The organism is Amycolatopsis speibonae (assembly GCF_042647925.1).
Taxonomy (GTDB): domain Bacteria; phylum Actinomycetota; class Actinomycetes; order Mycobacteriales; family Pseudonocardiaceae; genus Amycolatopsis; species Amycolatopsis speibonae.
In genome coordinates this window covers 1-15,003 of sequence record NZ_JBHRWK010000037.1, presented here as the reverse complement: position 1 = coordinate 15,003, position 15,003 = coordinate 1, and the positions used below count along the sequence as shown (strand labels likewise).

The following is a 15,003-nucleotide window of genomic DNA, read 5'->3' as shown; positions in this document are numbered from 1 at the left end:
ACGTCATGGGCGGTACGGAGAACGAGATCCGCGACCTCGGGGCCCGCTGGGCCGACGCCGAGGTCCGCGGCGACACCGAAGCACTCGACGGGATGACCGCGGCCGACTTCACGCTGGTCGGGCCGCTGGGTTTCGTCCTCGGGAAACCGCAGTGGCTGCAGCGCTACCGCGGCGGCGACCTGGTCACCGAGAAACTCGACTGGGCCGAGGTCGAAGTCCGCGACTACGGCTCGGCCGCCGTGTCCGTCGGCGTGCACGCGCAGGAGGGCACGCACCAGGGGAACCGGGTCGACGGCCGGTTCCGCGTCACCCACGTGTTCGTCCGCGACGACGACCGCTGGCTCATCGCCGGCATCCACCTGAGCCCGATCGGCGGGCCGCCGCCCTTCGCGCGCCCCGAAACGCCCGGGTCAAGGGGGTCGTGAGTGGCGAGTCGTGTTCTAACCCGAATCGCCACTCACGACCACCCGCGCGCCGCACCCTCCGGCCGCTGCCGTGCCTCCCACGTAAGGACGTGAACCCCATGCGAATCAGTGTCAGCGTCACCGACTTTTCCTGGCCCGGCGGACAAGCCGGCCTGGTCGACAACCTCGTCGAGGTCGCCAAGGTGGCCGACGCGACCGGCCTCGACACCCTCTGGGTGGCCGACCACCTCCTGCAGACCGCGCCGGGCAGCGCCCCGGACTCGGAAATGCTGGAGGCGTACACGACCTTGGGTTTCCTGGCCTCCGCGACGGAGAGGATCAGACTCGGCACCATGGTCAGCGCCGCCACGTTCCGCGCGCCCGCCTTGCTCGTGAAAGCCGTCACCACCCTGGACGTCCTCTCCCGAGGTCGTGCCTGGCTGGGGATCGGAGCGGGTTACCAGGAGGACGAGGCGCGCGCGATGGGGCTCTCGCTGCCGCCGGTGGCCGAACGGTTCGAGCGACTGGAGGAGACCCTCCTGATCGCCCGTCGGATGTGGGACGGCGACACCTCCTCGTTCACCGGACGCCACTACCGGCTGGAACGGCCGGTGAACAACCCCCTGCCGGTGCGGCGGCCGCGGGTGCTCATCGGGGGCACGGGGCCGAAACGGACCCTGCGGCTGGTCGCCGGGTACGCCGACGCGTGCAATCTCTTCGACGTCCCCGACCGCGGCAAGACCGTCCGCGGGCACCTGGACGTCCTCGCCCGGCACTGCGCCGACGTCGAGCGGCCCGTCGAGGAGATCGAGAAGACCATCGCGACCCGGCTGGCTCCGGGGGAGTCCTCGGAGGACTTCGCCCGCCGGTGCGCCGAGTTCGCATCATGGGGGCTGGACCACGTGGTGGTGATCACCGCGGGCCCGTGGCGGCCGGAGGCGGTGTCGGTGCTCGGCGAGGCCGCGAGCCTGGTCGCGGACTGAACGGGTTCTGTCTCCCCGGAATCGTCAACAGCGAACCGCGAACACCATTTCCATATCGTGCGAACCGGGTGGTGTTTTCCGGGGATGCCGTCGTTTTCGCCGTCCTCGGAAAACGGTTACAGACCATAATATCAATTCATGAACCGATTGCCGAGACGGTTTCGTCCGATCGGCGGGCGGCATCGAGGAGATCGTTTCGCTAACATGAGTCCGCCCAGTTCCCCGCCCCCCGTGTGGAAGTTTTGGGAAGGACCCCATGCTCAGTTCAGTGGTTGCCGCGGTATCACTTTTCTCGTCGATATTAACGCCGAATAGCTGGTCGCCGCCGCCGGGGCCGCCGCCCGATCGTGTCGTCATCGACGTGATCACGGTCAATGGTTCCGGTTGTCCGCCGGGTTCGTCCGCCGTCGCCGTCGCCAGGGACAACAGTTCCTTCACCGTGACCTACAGCGAATACACCGCACAGGTCGGCGTCGGCTCGAAGCCCACCGACTTCCGGAAGAATTGCCAGCTGAATCTCAACATCCACGTGCCGCAGGGCTTCACCTACGGTATCGCCAGTGCCGATTACCGCGGTTTCGCCTCGCTCGAATCGGGCGCCAAGGCGCTGCAGCGGGCGAATTACTACTTCCAGGGGAATTCGCCGACGGCGCAGGTGAGCCACCCCATCAACGGGCCGCTTTCGGACAACTGGCAATTCCGTGACGAGGCCGAAGGCGGCGTCATCATCTACAAGCCGTGCGGCGAGGACCGGAATCTCAACGTGAACACGGAACTGAGGGTCGCCGCGGGTTCTTCGGATCCGAAGAAGACCACAAGTTTCATCACGATGGATTCCACCGACGGTGCGTTCAAGACCACCTATCACTTCTCGTGGAAGATCTGCCCGGGCTCCTGACCTCGTCCCCCAGGTGACGGCCTGCTTCCCGGCCTGGAAGAAGGCCGTCCCTCCCGTACCTGGTCAGGGCCTTGGCCGCCCTGTACGAGGACATCACCGCTCGTCGTCGCCCTGTCCGGCGGCGGCGAGTCTTCTCGACGACCCCATTTTCGGCGGTCACCCGGTATCCGGTGACCGAATCCATTTTCCTCCGATCGGCGGGGGCCGGGGAAAGATCGTCTCGCTGACATCGAATCCTGCCCGGTTCCCGCCGCGTGGAAGCTCTTTGGGAAGGATCCCATGCTCAACGTGCTGGTCGCTGCCGTAACGCTTTTCTCCTCGGTCGTCACTCCGAGCGGCTGGGTGCCGCCCCCATTGCCGTCCGACAAGATAGTCATCGACGTCGTGACGGTCAATGGAACCGGATGCAGACCCGGTACCGCGGCTATTTCCGTATCGCCGGACAACACCGCGTTCACGGTCACCTACAGCGAATACACCGCCCAGGTCGGAATCGGTGCGAAACCGACTGATCTGCGCAAGAACTGTCAGCTCAACCTTTATGTTCACGTGCCACAGGGATTCACCTACGGCATCGCGGGCACCGATTATCGCGGATTCGCCTCCTTGGTCGCGGGAGCGACCGGAGTCGAACGAGCGAACTACTACTTCCAGGGCAATTCCCCGACGTCCTACGTGGCCCACAACCTCAAGGGCCCGCTGGAGGACAACTGGCAGTTCACCGACGACATCGAGGTCGGCGCCATCGTCTACAAGCCCTGCGGTGAGGATCGCAACTTCAACATCAACACGGAATTGCGGGCCGCGGTCGGTACTTCCGATCCGAAGAAGACCACCAGTTTCGTCACCATGGACTCGACCGACGGCTCGATCAAGACCACCTACCACTTCTCGTGGAAGAACTGTCCCAAACCGACGAACTGATCCCTGAGGCGGCGGCCTTCTTCGAACCTCGACGAAGAAGGCCGTCACCCTTTTCCGGACGGCGCGGGATCCGTGGCCCCGACCCCGAAAGCGCGGCCCAGCGCGATCACCGTCTCGTCGAGATGCCCGAGGCTGGTGAGCACCGAACGCGCACGCGGATCGTCGATCCGGTCCGCCACCGGCGTGCCGTCGTCCCGGACCAGCGTCCCGTGCCCCGAACCGCCGGGATCACCGATCGCCTTGCCCAGGATCGCGATGTTCTCCCGGATCCGCCCGGTGTAGAGCAGCAGCCGGTCCGCTTCGTCGACCAGGAGCCCGGCCTGCGACCGCGCCGCGACGTGCCGGGCGCGGAAGGCGATCGTCTCCACCGTCGTGAGCACATGCCAGCCGTAGTCACGGCGGCTGCTGAGATTCACCGGATGAGTGAGCGGCTCGATCGTCGTGCGGACCTTGTCCACCGCCCTGTCCAGATCACGCGACTTCTCGATGACACTCACGTTCTCCGCACCGGACAACAGGCCCGCGGCCTTCTGGACGAACTCGTCCAGCTCGTCCAGCAACGCCGAGACGTCGTCCAGCATCACCGCGCGGGTGCGCACCGGCATGATCACCACCGCCGCCAGCACCCCTGCCGCCGCGCCCACCGCGGTCTCCGCGACCCGGATCCACAGCACCTCGAGGCTGAACGTCCCCAGCAGGCTGTAGAGCAACCCGAGCATGCTGGTGATGAAGAACGCCATGATCACCTGCGACACCCGCGCCATGTAGACCATGCCGAACACGCACACCAGGATCAGCGCCAGCGTCGCCGGCACACTGCCCGACACGACCAGCGTCAGCAACAGCCCGCCCACGATCCCGATCAGCGTGCCGCCGAGCCGCCGGACGCCCTTGACGAACGTCGCCCCTGCCGACGACGAGCCGATGAACACCACGAACACCGTCAGCACCGCCCAGTACCAGCGCTGACTCGACACCAGCTCCCCGCCCAGGACGGCGAGCCCGCCGCCCACCACGGCCTGGATCGCACTGCGCGTCTGGTTGTCGTAGGCGAACGCCGCCGACTTCTCCTCGTCGGGATCCGCGGGATCGTCGGCGGTATCGGAGACGTCGTGCTCGGCGACCCGCTGCGCCCGCACGTCGGCCAAAGCGAGCTCGGCGAGCGCGCGGCGGACGCCGTCACCGGGTGCGGCGTGCTCGTCGATCCGGCTGCCTTCCACCAGCATCTTGCTGAACTCTTCGGTCTCGCTGATCAGCGGCAGCTCGCGCGGGTCGCGTTCGATCAGTGACCGGAACCGCCGCATCCGCGCGATCAGATCCTCGCGGACGTCCTCGTCGAGGTCCTCGGCACAGGTGCGCTGCACGGTGATCGTCAGCCACTGCACCGCCAGCTCGACCTCGATCGCCCGGCGGCGGAGCCGGTTCGCCGAGTCCGCGCCGGTCACCTCCGGCGCGGTGTCCTCGATGAGCAGCACCGACTCGTGCATACGGGAGTTCGTCGTGCGGAGCCGTTTGCGGGTGCGCTCGCTGCCGCCGACGGCGAGGTGGTCCTCGGCCGCGCGCACCACGGCGGCGAGCCTGGCCCGGAACGCCCGCCGGATCCGGAGGAACTCCGCGTCGGTGCGCCGCCGCACCAGGACGAACCGGACCACCGCGTTGGCCGCGATGCCGATGGTCAGCGCCAGCAGCAGCACCGGGACCTGCTTCAGATGCGTCTGCAGGAACATCGCGAAGAAGAACAGGAAGAACGACAGGGAGCCCAGCGCGATCCCGCGCGAACCGAAACGCTGGGCGTAGACCGCGACGAAGATCAACAGCACGAACACCACGCTGTCCAGCGGCGGAACCGCCGAACCCACACTGGCCGCGGTGAGCGACGCCGCGCCGAGCACCAGTCCCAGCAGCAGTGTCACCGCCTGCTGCCCCGAGGTCGAGTCGTTGACGGTGAAAGCCGAGGTCATCGCGGCGATCGCGGCGACGAGCGTGATCGTGAGCGGCTGATGGAACGGCAGGATGGCCAGCACCGCGACGACGATGCTGAGCACGGCCGAGAACGCGAGCCGGAGCCGGACCAGGCCGGGATCGGAGGCGACCAGACGGTCGGTCGTGGCCTGGGTGATGCGGGAGATCATCGGGCGAGCAGCTCTCCTTGGGCGAGGGTGACCCGCCTGGCGGTGGACGAGGTGATGCGAAGACGGTATCGGGCGTGCCGCGCGGGCTCGGCGAGGGCGAAGGGCCGCGTCTGACGACGCCACCGGAACGTCTCGCCCTCCCGCTGGTCGAGCAGCGCCCAGTGCTCGCCGTCGTCGGATCCCTCCAGCACCCACGAACGCGGGTCACCCCGGCGGCTTCCCGAGGTCAGCGTGTACATCACCACCTCGCGGGCGGTGTCTTCGACAGGGAAATCGATGACAGGCTCGCGCTCGGAGAAGGTGACCTCGGTCTTGGTGGTGTCGTCGAAAAGGGCACCGGAGCCCGCCGTGATGTCCGTGAGCGGGTCCGGGGCGGCGGGCTCGGCGGGGGACCGGCCCCAGTCCGACGGCTGCTCGCCCATCGTGAACTCCAGCACCGCCCCCTCGGCCAGCGCGGAATGCGGGAGCGTGCTGCTCTCGTGCGGCCGCCCGTCGATCGTCAGCCCTTGGACGTAGACGGCGTCGTCGGTGTTGCCGGGTGCCTCGACGACCAGGTCCTTCCCGTTCTCCAGATGGACGGTCGCCTTCGTGAACAGCGGCGACCCGATCGCGTACTCGGGGCTGCCCATCGCCAGTGGGTAGAACCCGAGCGCGCCGAAGACGTACCAGGCGGACATCTCGCCGTTGTCCTCGTCGCCGGGATAGCCCTGGCCGAGGTCGCCGCCGACGTAGAGCCGCCGCAGGACCTCCCGCACGATCCGCTGCGTCTTCGAAGGCGCGCCGGCGTGGTTGTAGATCCACGGAATGTGGTGCGACGGCTGGTTGGAATGCCCGTACTGGCCCATCCGGACGTCGCGGGCCTCGGTCATCTCGTGGATGAGCCCGCCGTAGGAACCCGGTTTGCGGCCGGTCTCCGGGGTCGCGAAGAACGTGTCCAGTTTGGCCTCCAGCGCTTCGGTGCCGCCGTGCAGCGCGGCGAGCCCGGCGCCGTCGTGGGGCACGGAGAAGGCGGTGTTCCAGGAGTTCGTCTCGGTGAAGTCGCCGCCCCACGCCTCGGGGTCGTAGCCCTCGGCGGCGAAGTGACGGCTGCCGTCGCGGTTGCGGCCCTGGAAGAACCCGATCAGGTGGTCGAAGTGGTTCGCGTACTGCTGCGAGCGCTGCCGGAAGTACGCGGCGTCGTCGCGGTGACCGAGCGCCTCGGCCAGATTTGCCAGGCCGAAGTCGTTGACACAGCCCTCCAGCGCCCACGACAGGCCTTCGTGGACCGACGTCGGGGTGAACCCGAGGAAGATCGACTCGTGCAGGCCCTTCCGGCCGACGCTCTGCCCGCGCGGAGTCACGGTCGCGTTCTTCAGCGCCGCTTCGTAGGCGGCCTGGACGTCGAACCCGCGCACACCCTTGAGGTACGCGTCGGCGAACGCCACGTCGGAACTGGTGCCTGTCATGAGGTTGGCGTAGCCGGGAGAGGACCAGCGCGAGATCCAGCCGCCCTCGCGGTACTGCTGGACGAACCCGTCGATCATCCGCCCGCACCGGCCCGGGGTCAGCAGGGCGTACGCGGGCCACGTGGTGCGGTAGGTGTCCCAGAAGCCGTTGTTGACGTACATCTCGCCGTCGACGACCTTCGCGCCGGTCCTGGTGCGTGTACTCGGCCAGAGCCTGCGGATGACCGGGCTCGCGTGGCGGACGCCCTTCGGCGTGTCCTCGTGCGCGGAGTTCGGATACAGGAACAGACGGTAGAGATTGGAGTAGAACGTGGTGCGCTGGTCCTCGGTCGCCCCCTCGATCTCGACACGGTCCAGCACCTCCGCCCACCGCGCGCGGGCCTCGTCGCGGACCTGCTCGAAGCCCGTCCCGGCGGGGATCTCCAGGTCGAGGTTCCGTTTCGCCTGCGCGAGGCTGATCAGCGACGTCGCGATCCGCATCGTCACCTCACCGGCGGCGAACTCCAGGAACCCGGTCACCGTGCGCCAGGCGGGGCGGCGGATCTTCGCGCCGCGTTCGGCCGGGACGTCGAACTCGGCGTGGACGAACATCCGCCGCGCCCCCGTCGACAACCTGCTGCGGACCCAGGTGTGGCCACTGACCACACCTTTCGCCGCGTCGACGCGCAGTCCGCCCCGGTTGCGGGCGTTGTCGAACAGCAGCCAGCCGCGATCACCCGGGAAGGTGAACCGGAACAGCGCGGCGTGATCCCCCGGGGCGATGTCGGTGGTGATGCCGTCGGCGAATCGGACGCCGTAGTGGTGCGGCCGGTCGACCTCGTCGTCGTGGGAGAACGCGAGAGCGCGACGGGCCCGGCCCGCCTCGACCGGGCCGATCCCCGGCATCACCTGGAAGGTGTGCCGGTCGCCCATCCACGGGCTCGGTTGATGTGACAGCGCGAAAGCCTGCAGCGCCGGGCGGTTCTCGGCGTCGTTGTGCCGGTGGTAGCTGTAGAGCCAGTTGGTGACGCCCGCGTCGGTGACCGGGGTCCAGAAGTTGAAGCCGTGCGGGACCGCCGTCGCCGGGAAGTTGTTGCCCCGCGAGAACTTGTCGCTGGAATGCGTGCCGCGGGTGGTGCGGACGTGGTCGACCGGCTCGCGGATCTCGACAGCGCGCTCGGTGATCCTGACATCGTCCATCCAACCCGCGCTCGCGCCGCCGGGCGGTTCGCTGACCAGGACGATCCGGGCGATCCGCCGTCCCGCGAACCCCTCCAGCCTGCGGCGCACCAGGTTCCACTGGTCCACGTACAGCGTCTTGTCCAGGCCTTGCTCCTCGGCGCTGAACCCGGCGGCCGTCCCGTCGGCGAACTCGACGTCCAGTGCCACGAAGGTGCTGCGATAGCCGGGCATCGCGTCGGTCTCGGCCTCGGGGAAGACCACATAGGACAGTTCCGTGTGGCCGGTGACCTCGATGTCCACTTCGAACATCGTCGCGCGCAGCGTGTTCTCGTAGCGGAGAGCGTGCGCGCCGGTGAACCCGACGCCCGCCTTCGCGGTCGGCGACGACCCCGGCCCGGTGCCGACGCGCAGAGCCGGATCCACCGGCTGCGGATCACCCGTTTCGAAGGAGGAGAAGAACCCGGTGATCGTCACCCGGTCACCGTAACTCGCACGCGTGAGCCCGGCTCGGTGTGCCGCGTTCAGAGGACTAAACGCGGGCGGCGAGGAACTCCTCGAAGGTGCCCTTACCGGTCGCGTTCTCCGGGGTCAGGTTGCCGCCCGCGCGGAACGCCTTGGCCGCCTTGCCCGGCAGCCACAGCGACACGATCGGCTTCCTGCGCCCCACCGACCGCTGATACGCCTGCGCCAGGTCACGGGCATCGCGCACTTCGGGTCCGCCCAGGTCCGGCACCCGCCCCGACGGCTCACCGGACGCCAACGCGACCAGCCGATCCGCGACGTCGCCGGTACTGACCGGCTGGAACCGGAATCCGGACGGCATGAACGTCACCGGCAGCCTCCGCTGCGCCGCCGACGCCCGCGCGACGAGATCGTGGAACTGCGTCGCGCGCAGCACCGTCCACGGCAGACCGGACTCCTCGATCACCTTCTCCGACGCCAGCTTCTCGTCGTAGTAGAAGAACCTGATCACGTCGATGCCGACGATCGAGATGTACACCAGATGCGGGCTGCCCGCGCGCCGCGCCGCCTCGACCAGGTTCCGCGTCACCTGCTCGTCCCCGCGCCCCAGCGTCGAGGCGCAATGGATGATCGCCGCGACGCCGTCGACCGCGTCGGCGAGACCGTCGCCGGTCTTCAGATCGCACCGCGCCCACTCGTGAGCGGTACCCGACGGCCGCGGTCGCCTGCTCATGATCCTGACCGGCCGGCTTTCGGCCGCCAGCCGCCGCACCACCTCGCGGCCGAGGTCGCCGGTACCGCCGGTCACCAGGATCGGTTTCACCACTCAGGGCCTCCGCTCTCGAGAGTTTCACTCTCAAGAACAGGCGGGCCACCCGGAACGTGACAGCTGCCGTGAGAGGAACGCGAGCTTGTCCGGATTCCCGACCGCGCGGAGCCCGGCGATCCGGCCGTCCACCACCTCGAACCCGAGGACGCCGTACAGGGCGCCACCGGCCGTCGCGATCACCGCGGGACCGCCGTTGACCTCGCCGACCACGATCGACACCTGTGCCGCGCCGGCGAACATCCCGGCGTACAGGCGGGCGATCCTCGCCGCGCCGTGCACCGGACGCCGGGCCGCGGTGACCTTGCCGCCGCCGTCCGACCACGCCGTGACGTCGGCGGTCAGCAGGCTCTCCAGCGCGGGCAGATCGCCGTCCCGCGCCGCCGACAGGAAGCTCTCGACAAGCTTCTCGACTTCGATGAGCGACGGGTTCGAAACCCGTCGCTCGCCCGACCGGTCCAACGCCTTTCGCGCCCGGCTGTGCAGCTGGCGCGAGTTGACTTCGGAGACGTCGAGGATCGCGGCGATCTCGCGATGGCTGTAGGCGAATGCCTCCTTCAGCACGAACACCGCCCGCTCGACCGGGCCGAGCTGTTCCAGCAGCACCAGCATCGCCAGCGACACCGAATCCCGCTGCTCCGCCGTCTCCAGCGGGCCTAGCACGTCTTCTGAGGTCAGGACCGGTTCGGGCAGCCACGGCCCGACATACCGCTCGCGCTGGACCCTGGCCGAGGTCAGCCGGTTCAGGCAGAGATTGGTGACCACTTTCGCCAGCCACGCCCGCGGCGACTCGATCGAACCGCGTTCGGCGCCCGCCCACTTCAGGTAGGCGTCCTGAACAGCGTCCTCCGCCTCCGCGGCAGAACCGAGGAGGCGGTACGCGAGTCCGAACATGACGGGGCGCAGCTGCTCGAATTCCGTGGCGCCGTCCATTTTCCCCTACGAATCCCGCTGAATCCATCGTGGACGGTGCGGCGCCGAGGGTACCGCTCACCGGGATGGCCGTACCTGATCGGCGCTGACGTCCACAGTGACTGTATCGGTACGAAGAGAACGTCTGCGTCACCACCGAGAGAGGGGTCTGGAGTGACGTCACGTTCGTCGCGTTCGCGTGCCTCGTTGTGCGCCGTGACCGCAATGACAGTGTTAGCGCTGATCACAGCGCCCCAAGCCGGCGCGGCACCGGCACCGGGCGCCGTCCACACCACACCGGACAGATCCGGAAAGGACGTCGATGTCCGCGACACGGCGAGAACCGGCCCGCGTGCCCTCGGCGCGCAAGACCGGCTCTCGGCGTCCCGGGCGAACTCCGTCGCGAAGGCACGAGCGGAACTCGGGAACCAAGCCCTGCTCGATCTCGACGAGCTGACCGGCACCCCCCGCGTCCTGTCCCGCACCGACGGATTCCTCACCGGGCCGAGCGCCGAGTCGCCCCGCGACATCGTGCTGAACTACCTGCGGGAGCAGGAAGGGCTCGTCGGCCTCAGCGCCGGTGACACCGCGAAACTGAACCTGCGCAAGGACTACGTCGACGTCGAAGGCACGCACCATCTGTCCTTCACCCAGGCCGTCGGCGGGGTCCCGGTGTTCGGCAACGGGTTGAAGGCGCACGTCACGAAGGACGGCAGGCTGATCCAGCTGGACGGCTCACCCGTGCGCGCTCTTCCCGAGTCACTCGGCGCGGGTGCCTTGGCCGCACCTGCCCCGGACGCCGAGCAGGTCGCGTTCCTCACCGCCGACGGGATCCGTCCCGCCTGGTACACGCTGGCCAAACCCGCCGCGGACAAGATGTTCCAGGAGGTGACCGACGCCGGCACCGGCAAACTGCTCTACCGCAAGAACCTGGTCAGCCACGCGAACGACGCCGACGGCGCAAAGGGCCTCGCCTGGGAGGCGCAGCCCGGCCCGCAGAAGCAGGTCAACCTGACCCAGAAGGGCTGGCTGCCCGCCGACGCCAAGACCCTGGACGGCAACGTCGCGCACGTCGCCGCCGACGTCAACGGCGACCAGAAGTTCCAGCCGCAGGAAGAGATCGGGCCGAACACCGACGGCACCTACCGGTACAAGTTCACCGACTTCAACGCCGCCGTCGGCCCGCCGTGCTCGACGGCGAGGCCGTGCTCCTGGGACCCGAAGACACCGGGCTCGTGGGCGAAGAACCGGGAACAGAACGCGGTGCAGGCGCTGGCCTACGTCGGGAGCTTCCACGACCACCTGGCCTCCTTCCCGATCGGTTTCACCCGCGAGGCGGGCAACTTCGAGAAGGTCGACGGCGACGCCGTCCAGGTCCACACCCTGCTCGGCGCCCAGACGCCGGGCTACTACGACAACGCGTTCATGGGCACGCCGCCGGACGGCCACGCGCCGACGATGGGGATGTTCCTGTTCCACGATCCCCGGGACCCCGGTGACCCGTTCCTCGCGGCGAACTCGGCCGACGACGCCACGATCATCCACCACGAGTACACCCACGGACTGTCCAACCGGCTCGTCGTCGACGCGCAGGGCAACTCGACCCTGAACGCCTTCCAATCCGGCGCGATGGGGGAGGCGTGGAGCGACTGGTACGCCTTCGACTACCTCGTCGAGCGTAACGCGATCAAGGACACCTCGGCGCCCGGCGAACTCCTCGGCGGCGACTACGTCAGCAACGGCGTGCCCCTCGCCCGCACCCAGCCGCTGGACTGCCCGGTCGGCGCCGGCGCGCCGCAGTGCCCCGGCACACCCGGAGCCGGTCCCGGCGGTTACACCTTCGGCGACCTCGGCCGGATCATCGGCGGCGCGGAGGTACACGCCGACGGTGAGATCTGGGCGAGCACGCTGTGGGACGTCCGATCCGCGCTCGGGGTGCCGCTGACGCGCGCACTGGTCACCCGCGCGATGGAACTCTCGCCCGCGTCGCCGTCCTTCCTGGACATGCGGAACGCGATCCTGCAGGCCGACACGGTGATCAACGGCGGCCGCGCGCACGCCAAGCTGTGGAAGACCTTCGCCGCCCGCGGCATGGGCTACTTCGCCGCGACGATCACCGGCGCCGACACCCAGCCGGCCGAGGACTTCTCCACCCCGCCGCCCGCGGGAACCCCGACCGGGACCGTCACCGGCAAGGTCAGCAACCGCGAAGACGGGGCCCCGATCGCGGGCGTCGCCATCCGGTTCGGCGGGCACGACTCGGGTTTCGGTGGCTCGCTGTCCGCGGTCACCGACGGCGGCGGCGTCTACACCATCCCCGGCGTGATCCCGGGTACCTATCCGAAGGTCTACGCATCCGGAGGCGGCGTGGACAGCGAGATCCGCACGATCTCCGTGCGCTCGGGTACCACCAAGGCCGACTGGTCACTGCGGTTCAACTGGGCCTCCGGCACCGCCGGTGCCGCGGTCGCCGGGTTCAACGGCGTCGACTTCACCCCGTACGGCTGCGGTCCCGGCGATCTGGCGGCGGCCTCGGTACTCGGCGGTGGCGGCTGGTCGACCGACAAGATCGTCCGCCCCGACGGCACGATCGAGACCCGGTTCGTGACGATGAAGCTGGGCAAACCGATCAACATCACCGCCATCGAGATCGACCCGTCCAACGTCTGCGGCGACGACCCGCCCGCCGCGGCCAAGGACGTCACCGTCGAAACCTCGGTGGACGGCACGAACTGGGTGAAGGCGGGCAGCGGCGACTTCAAACCCGCCGACCTGAACAAGCTCACCGCGCTCCAGCTCGCACCGGGCAGCGCGACCGGTGTGCTGTTCGTGCGCCTGACCGTCTCGTCCAACCAGCTGTCGTTCTACCCGGACAAGACCTGCTCACCGCAACCCAGCACGGCCGGGTGCCTGTACCTGGACGTGCAGAAACTGGCGGTGCGGGGCGTTCCCGCCTGACCGCTGGACTTGGGCCTCGTGAGTGGTGAGTGTCGTTCTAACGCGACTTGCCACTCACGACCACCTGGACCGCCTCGGTTCCGGGCCGTGAAGGCCTCCTTGCCTACCTTGAGAGTAGGGAAGGGGCCCTTCACGGCCAGACGAACGAGAGCGGGCCAGCGGTCAGGAAGACTAGACGCCTCCAATGTGGCGTTGGGGACAGTCAATGTCTCCAACGCCACATTGGAGGCATCACGGCGTGGTATCGCTGCCACTCACGAGGGGCGTATGGTGGCGGTATCGGGGTAGAAACGTGCTCACCCCAGGCGAGCACACGTATACGCGGCATCGAATGATCCGTCACTCCTTCACTTCGAAGGAGTCGACCTTTGCGTTCCCCTGTTCAGAGCCGTTCCCTGAAGGACGCGTGGCCCGCGCTGGCCGGGCTCTCGGCCGTGTTCCTGTTCGAGATGCTCGACAACTCGATCCTCAACGTCGCGTTGCCGACCATCGGCCGCGAGCTCTCCGCCTCGACGACCACCCTGCAGTGGGTGACCGGGGCGTATTCCGTCGTGTTCGGCGGCCTGATGCTGGCGTTCGGCGCACTGGCCGACCGCGTGGGCCGCCGCAAGATCATGCTCACCGGACTCGTGCTCCTCGCCGTGGCGAGCCTGGCCACGGCGGTCGTCACCGTCGCGTGGCAGCTCATCGCCGTCCGGGCCGTCATGGGTGTCGCGGCGGCGATGACGACACCGGGCTCGCTCGCCCTCGCGTTCCGCCTGTTCGACGAAGACGTGCTGCGCGTCCGCGCGACCACGCTGATCTCGACCGTGGGCCTGGTCGGGCTCGCGCTCGGCCCCACCGCCGGCGGTCTTGCGCTTTCCGTCGCGCCATGGCAGGCACTGCTGCTGGTGAACGTGCCTGTCGCCGCGCTCGCGTTCTTCGGCATCCGGTCCGGGATCCCCGCCGACGATCCGGCCGACCTGCACCGCGACCCGATCGACGTCGCGGGCGCGGTCTTGGGAACTGCGACGATCGTCCTCGCGCTGTTCGCCCCGACGCTCTTCGTCGAAGAAGGCGCCGCGTCGGCCCTGCCCTGGGGCGTCACCGCGGCCGCGCTCGCCGTCGGAACCTGCTTCGTCCTCCGTGAGAAGACGGCCCGGCACCCACTGCTGGACCTGAAACTCGTCGCACGGCCACTGGTGTCCAGCGGTCTGGCGTTCAAAGCCGCTGCGGGATTGGCGACCGCCGGGCTCGGCTACCTCGTGACCCTGCACCTCCAGTTCGGTCTCGGCTGGTCGCCCGCCGAAGCGGCGATCGGGATGCTGCCCCAGGTCGTCGTCCTGATCGCCGGCGGTGCGCTCATCTCCCCGCTGATCACCCGCATCGGCCTCGCCAAGGCCGCCTGGCTCAGCGCCGTCGCGGTCGTGTGCGGGCTCGCCGTCTACACCGCTTTCGGCGGGCTCGGCTATCTCTGGATCGCCGTCGCCCTCGCCCTCGTCGCGGTGGGTATGCGGGTGGTCGGTGTCGTGGCGGGCACCAACGTGATGCGCGGCCTGCCGTCGAACCGGACCACCATCGGCGCCGCGCTCGTCGACACCGCCAGCGAGGTCACCACCGGGATCGGCATCGCGCTCAGCGGCACCATCCTGGCACTGGTCTTCCCCGGCGCGCTGACAGCGGCCCGGAACTCGGCCGATTTCCTGAAAGCGACCACCTACGCGGGTCTCGCGCTCACCCTGTTGTCCGCGGCCCTGGTCGGCTTCGGCATCCTCCGCGGACGCCGCCCCGAATAGACGACGAAGGCCCCCTTCACCTTGGGTTCTAGTGGTGGTTGCAACACCTGACTTGTCTCAGGGGTTGTGTTGTTTGAGATCCGTGGGGATCGGTCGCCTCAGGGCCCGAGGAAGCTGCTCGCC

At 68.7% G+C, this 15,003-nt stretch carries 10 protein-coding genes; 6 read left to right on the top strand and 4 right to left on the bottom strand.

The genetic code is table 11. From position 1 onward, the window contains the following. The first annotated feature begins 5 nt into the window (after positions 1-5). The 4 genes from ACFOSH_RS23640 to ACFOSH_RS23625 all read left to right on the top strand — a co-directional run bounded on the left by ACFOSH_RS23640 (position 6) and on the right by ACFOSH_RS23625 (position 3,209). On the top strand, positions 6-425 hold the full coding sequence (locus ACFOSH_RS23640) for a nuclear transport factor 2 family protein (RefSeq protein ID WP_378241222.1): 420 nt from the start codon (positions 6-8) through the stop codon (positions 423-425). Between the two features lie 98 nt (positions 426-523). Continuing rightward, complete coding sequence (locus tag ACFOSH_RS23635) at positions 524-1,387, top strand: LLM class F420-dependent oxidoreductase (RefSeq protein WP_378241221.1); 864 nt, start codon at positions 524-526, stop codon at positions 1,385-1,387. A 256-nt stretch (positions 1,388-1,643) separates the two neighbouring features. Further along, entirely contained in the window at positions 1,644-2,285 is a 642-nt protein-coding gene (locus ACFOSH_RS23630) for a DUF4360 domain-containing protein (protein ID WP_378241220.1), read from the top strand. Between the two features lie 279 nt (positions 2,286-2,564). Continuing rightward, positions 2,565-3,209 carry a DUF4360 domain-containing protein gene (locus tag ACFOSH_RS23625; protein WP_378241219.1) on the top strand — a complete coding sequence of 215 codons (645 nt, stop codon included), beginning with the start codon at positions 2,565-2,567 and terminating at the stop codon, positions 3,207-3,209. Positions 3,210-3,253: 44 nt separating this feature from the next. On the opposite strand, the gene ACFOSH_RS23620 is transcribed toward ACFOSH_RS23625, so the two are convergent. From ACFOSH_RS23620 to ACFOSH_RS23605, 4 genes are read right to left on the bottom strand one after another with little or no spacing between them, the layout of a single operon-like run. Beyond that, complete coding sequence (locus ACFOSH_RS23620; RefSeq protein ID WP_378241218.1) at positions 3,254-5,341, bottom strand: FUSC family protein; 2,088 nt, start codon at positions 5,339-5,341, stop codon at positions 3,254-3,256. Continuing rightward, a complete protein-coding gene (locus tag ACFOSH_RS23615) occupies positions 5,338-8,421 on the bottom strand; it encodes a GH92 family glycosyl hydrolase (RefSeq protein ID WP_378241217.1) in 3,084 nt (1,027 codons plus the stop codon). Before ACFOSH_RS23615 ends, ACFOSH_RS23620 begins: the two co-directional genes overlap by 4 nt. A gap of 55 nt (positions 8,422-8,476) precedes the next feature. Beyond that, a complete protein-coding gene (locus tag ACFOSH_RS23610; RefSeq protein WP_378241216.1) occupies positions 8,477-9,235 on the bottom strand; it encodes an SDR family oxidoreductase in 759 nt (252 codons plus the stop codon). A 30-nt stretch (positions 9,236-9,265) separates the two neighbouring features. After that, positions 9,266-10,168 carry an RNA polymerase sigma-70 factor gene (locus ACFOSH_RS23605; protein WP_378241215.1) on the bottom strand — a complete coding sequence of 301 codons (903 nt, stop codon included), beginning with the start codon at positions 10,166-10,168 and terminating at the stop codon, positions 9,266-9,268. Positions 10,169-10,372: 204 nt separating this feature from the next. Between ACFOSH_RS23605 and ACFOSH_RS23600 the strand changes: the two genes are divergently transcribed. Together ACFOSH_RS23600 and ACFOSH_RS23595 are read left to right on the top strand one after the other, a co-directional pair. Then, a complete protein-coding gene (locus ACFOSH_RS23600) occupies positions 10,373-13,105 on the top strand; it encodes a M36 family metallopeptidase (RefSeq protein WP_378241214.1) in 2,733 nt (910 codons plus the stop codon). Between the two features lie 368 nt (positions 13,106-13,473). After that, the gene (locus ACFOSH_RS23595) at positions 13,474-14,880 is read left to right on the top strand and encodes an MFS transporter (protein ID WP_378241213.1); all 1,407 of its coding nucleotides are present in this window, start codon (positions 13,474-13,476) and stop codon (positions 14,878-14,880) included. The last annotated feature ends 123 nt before the right edge of the window (positions 14,881-15,003 follow it).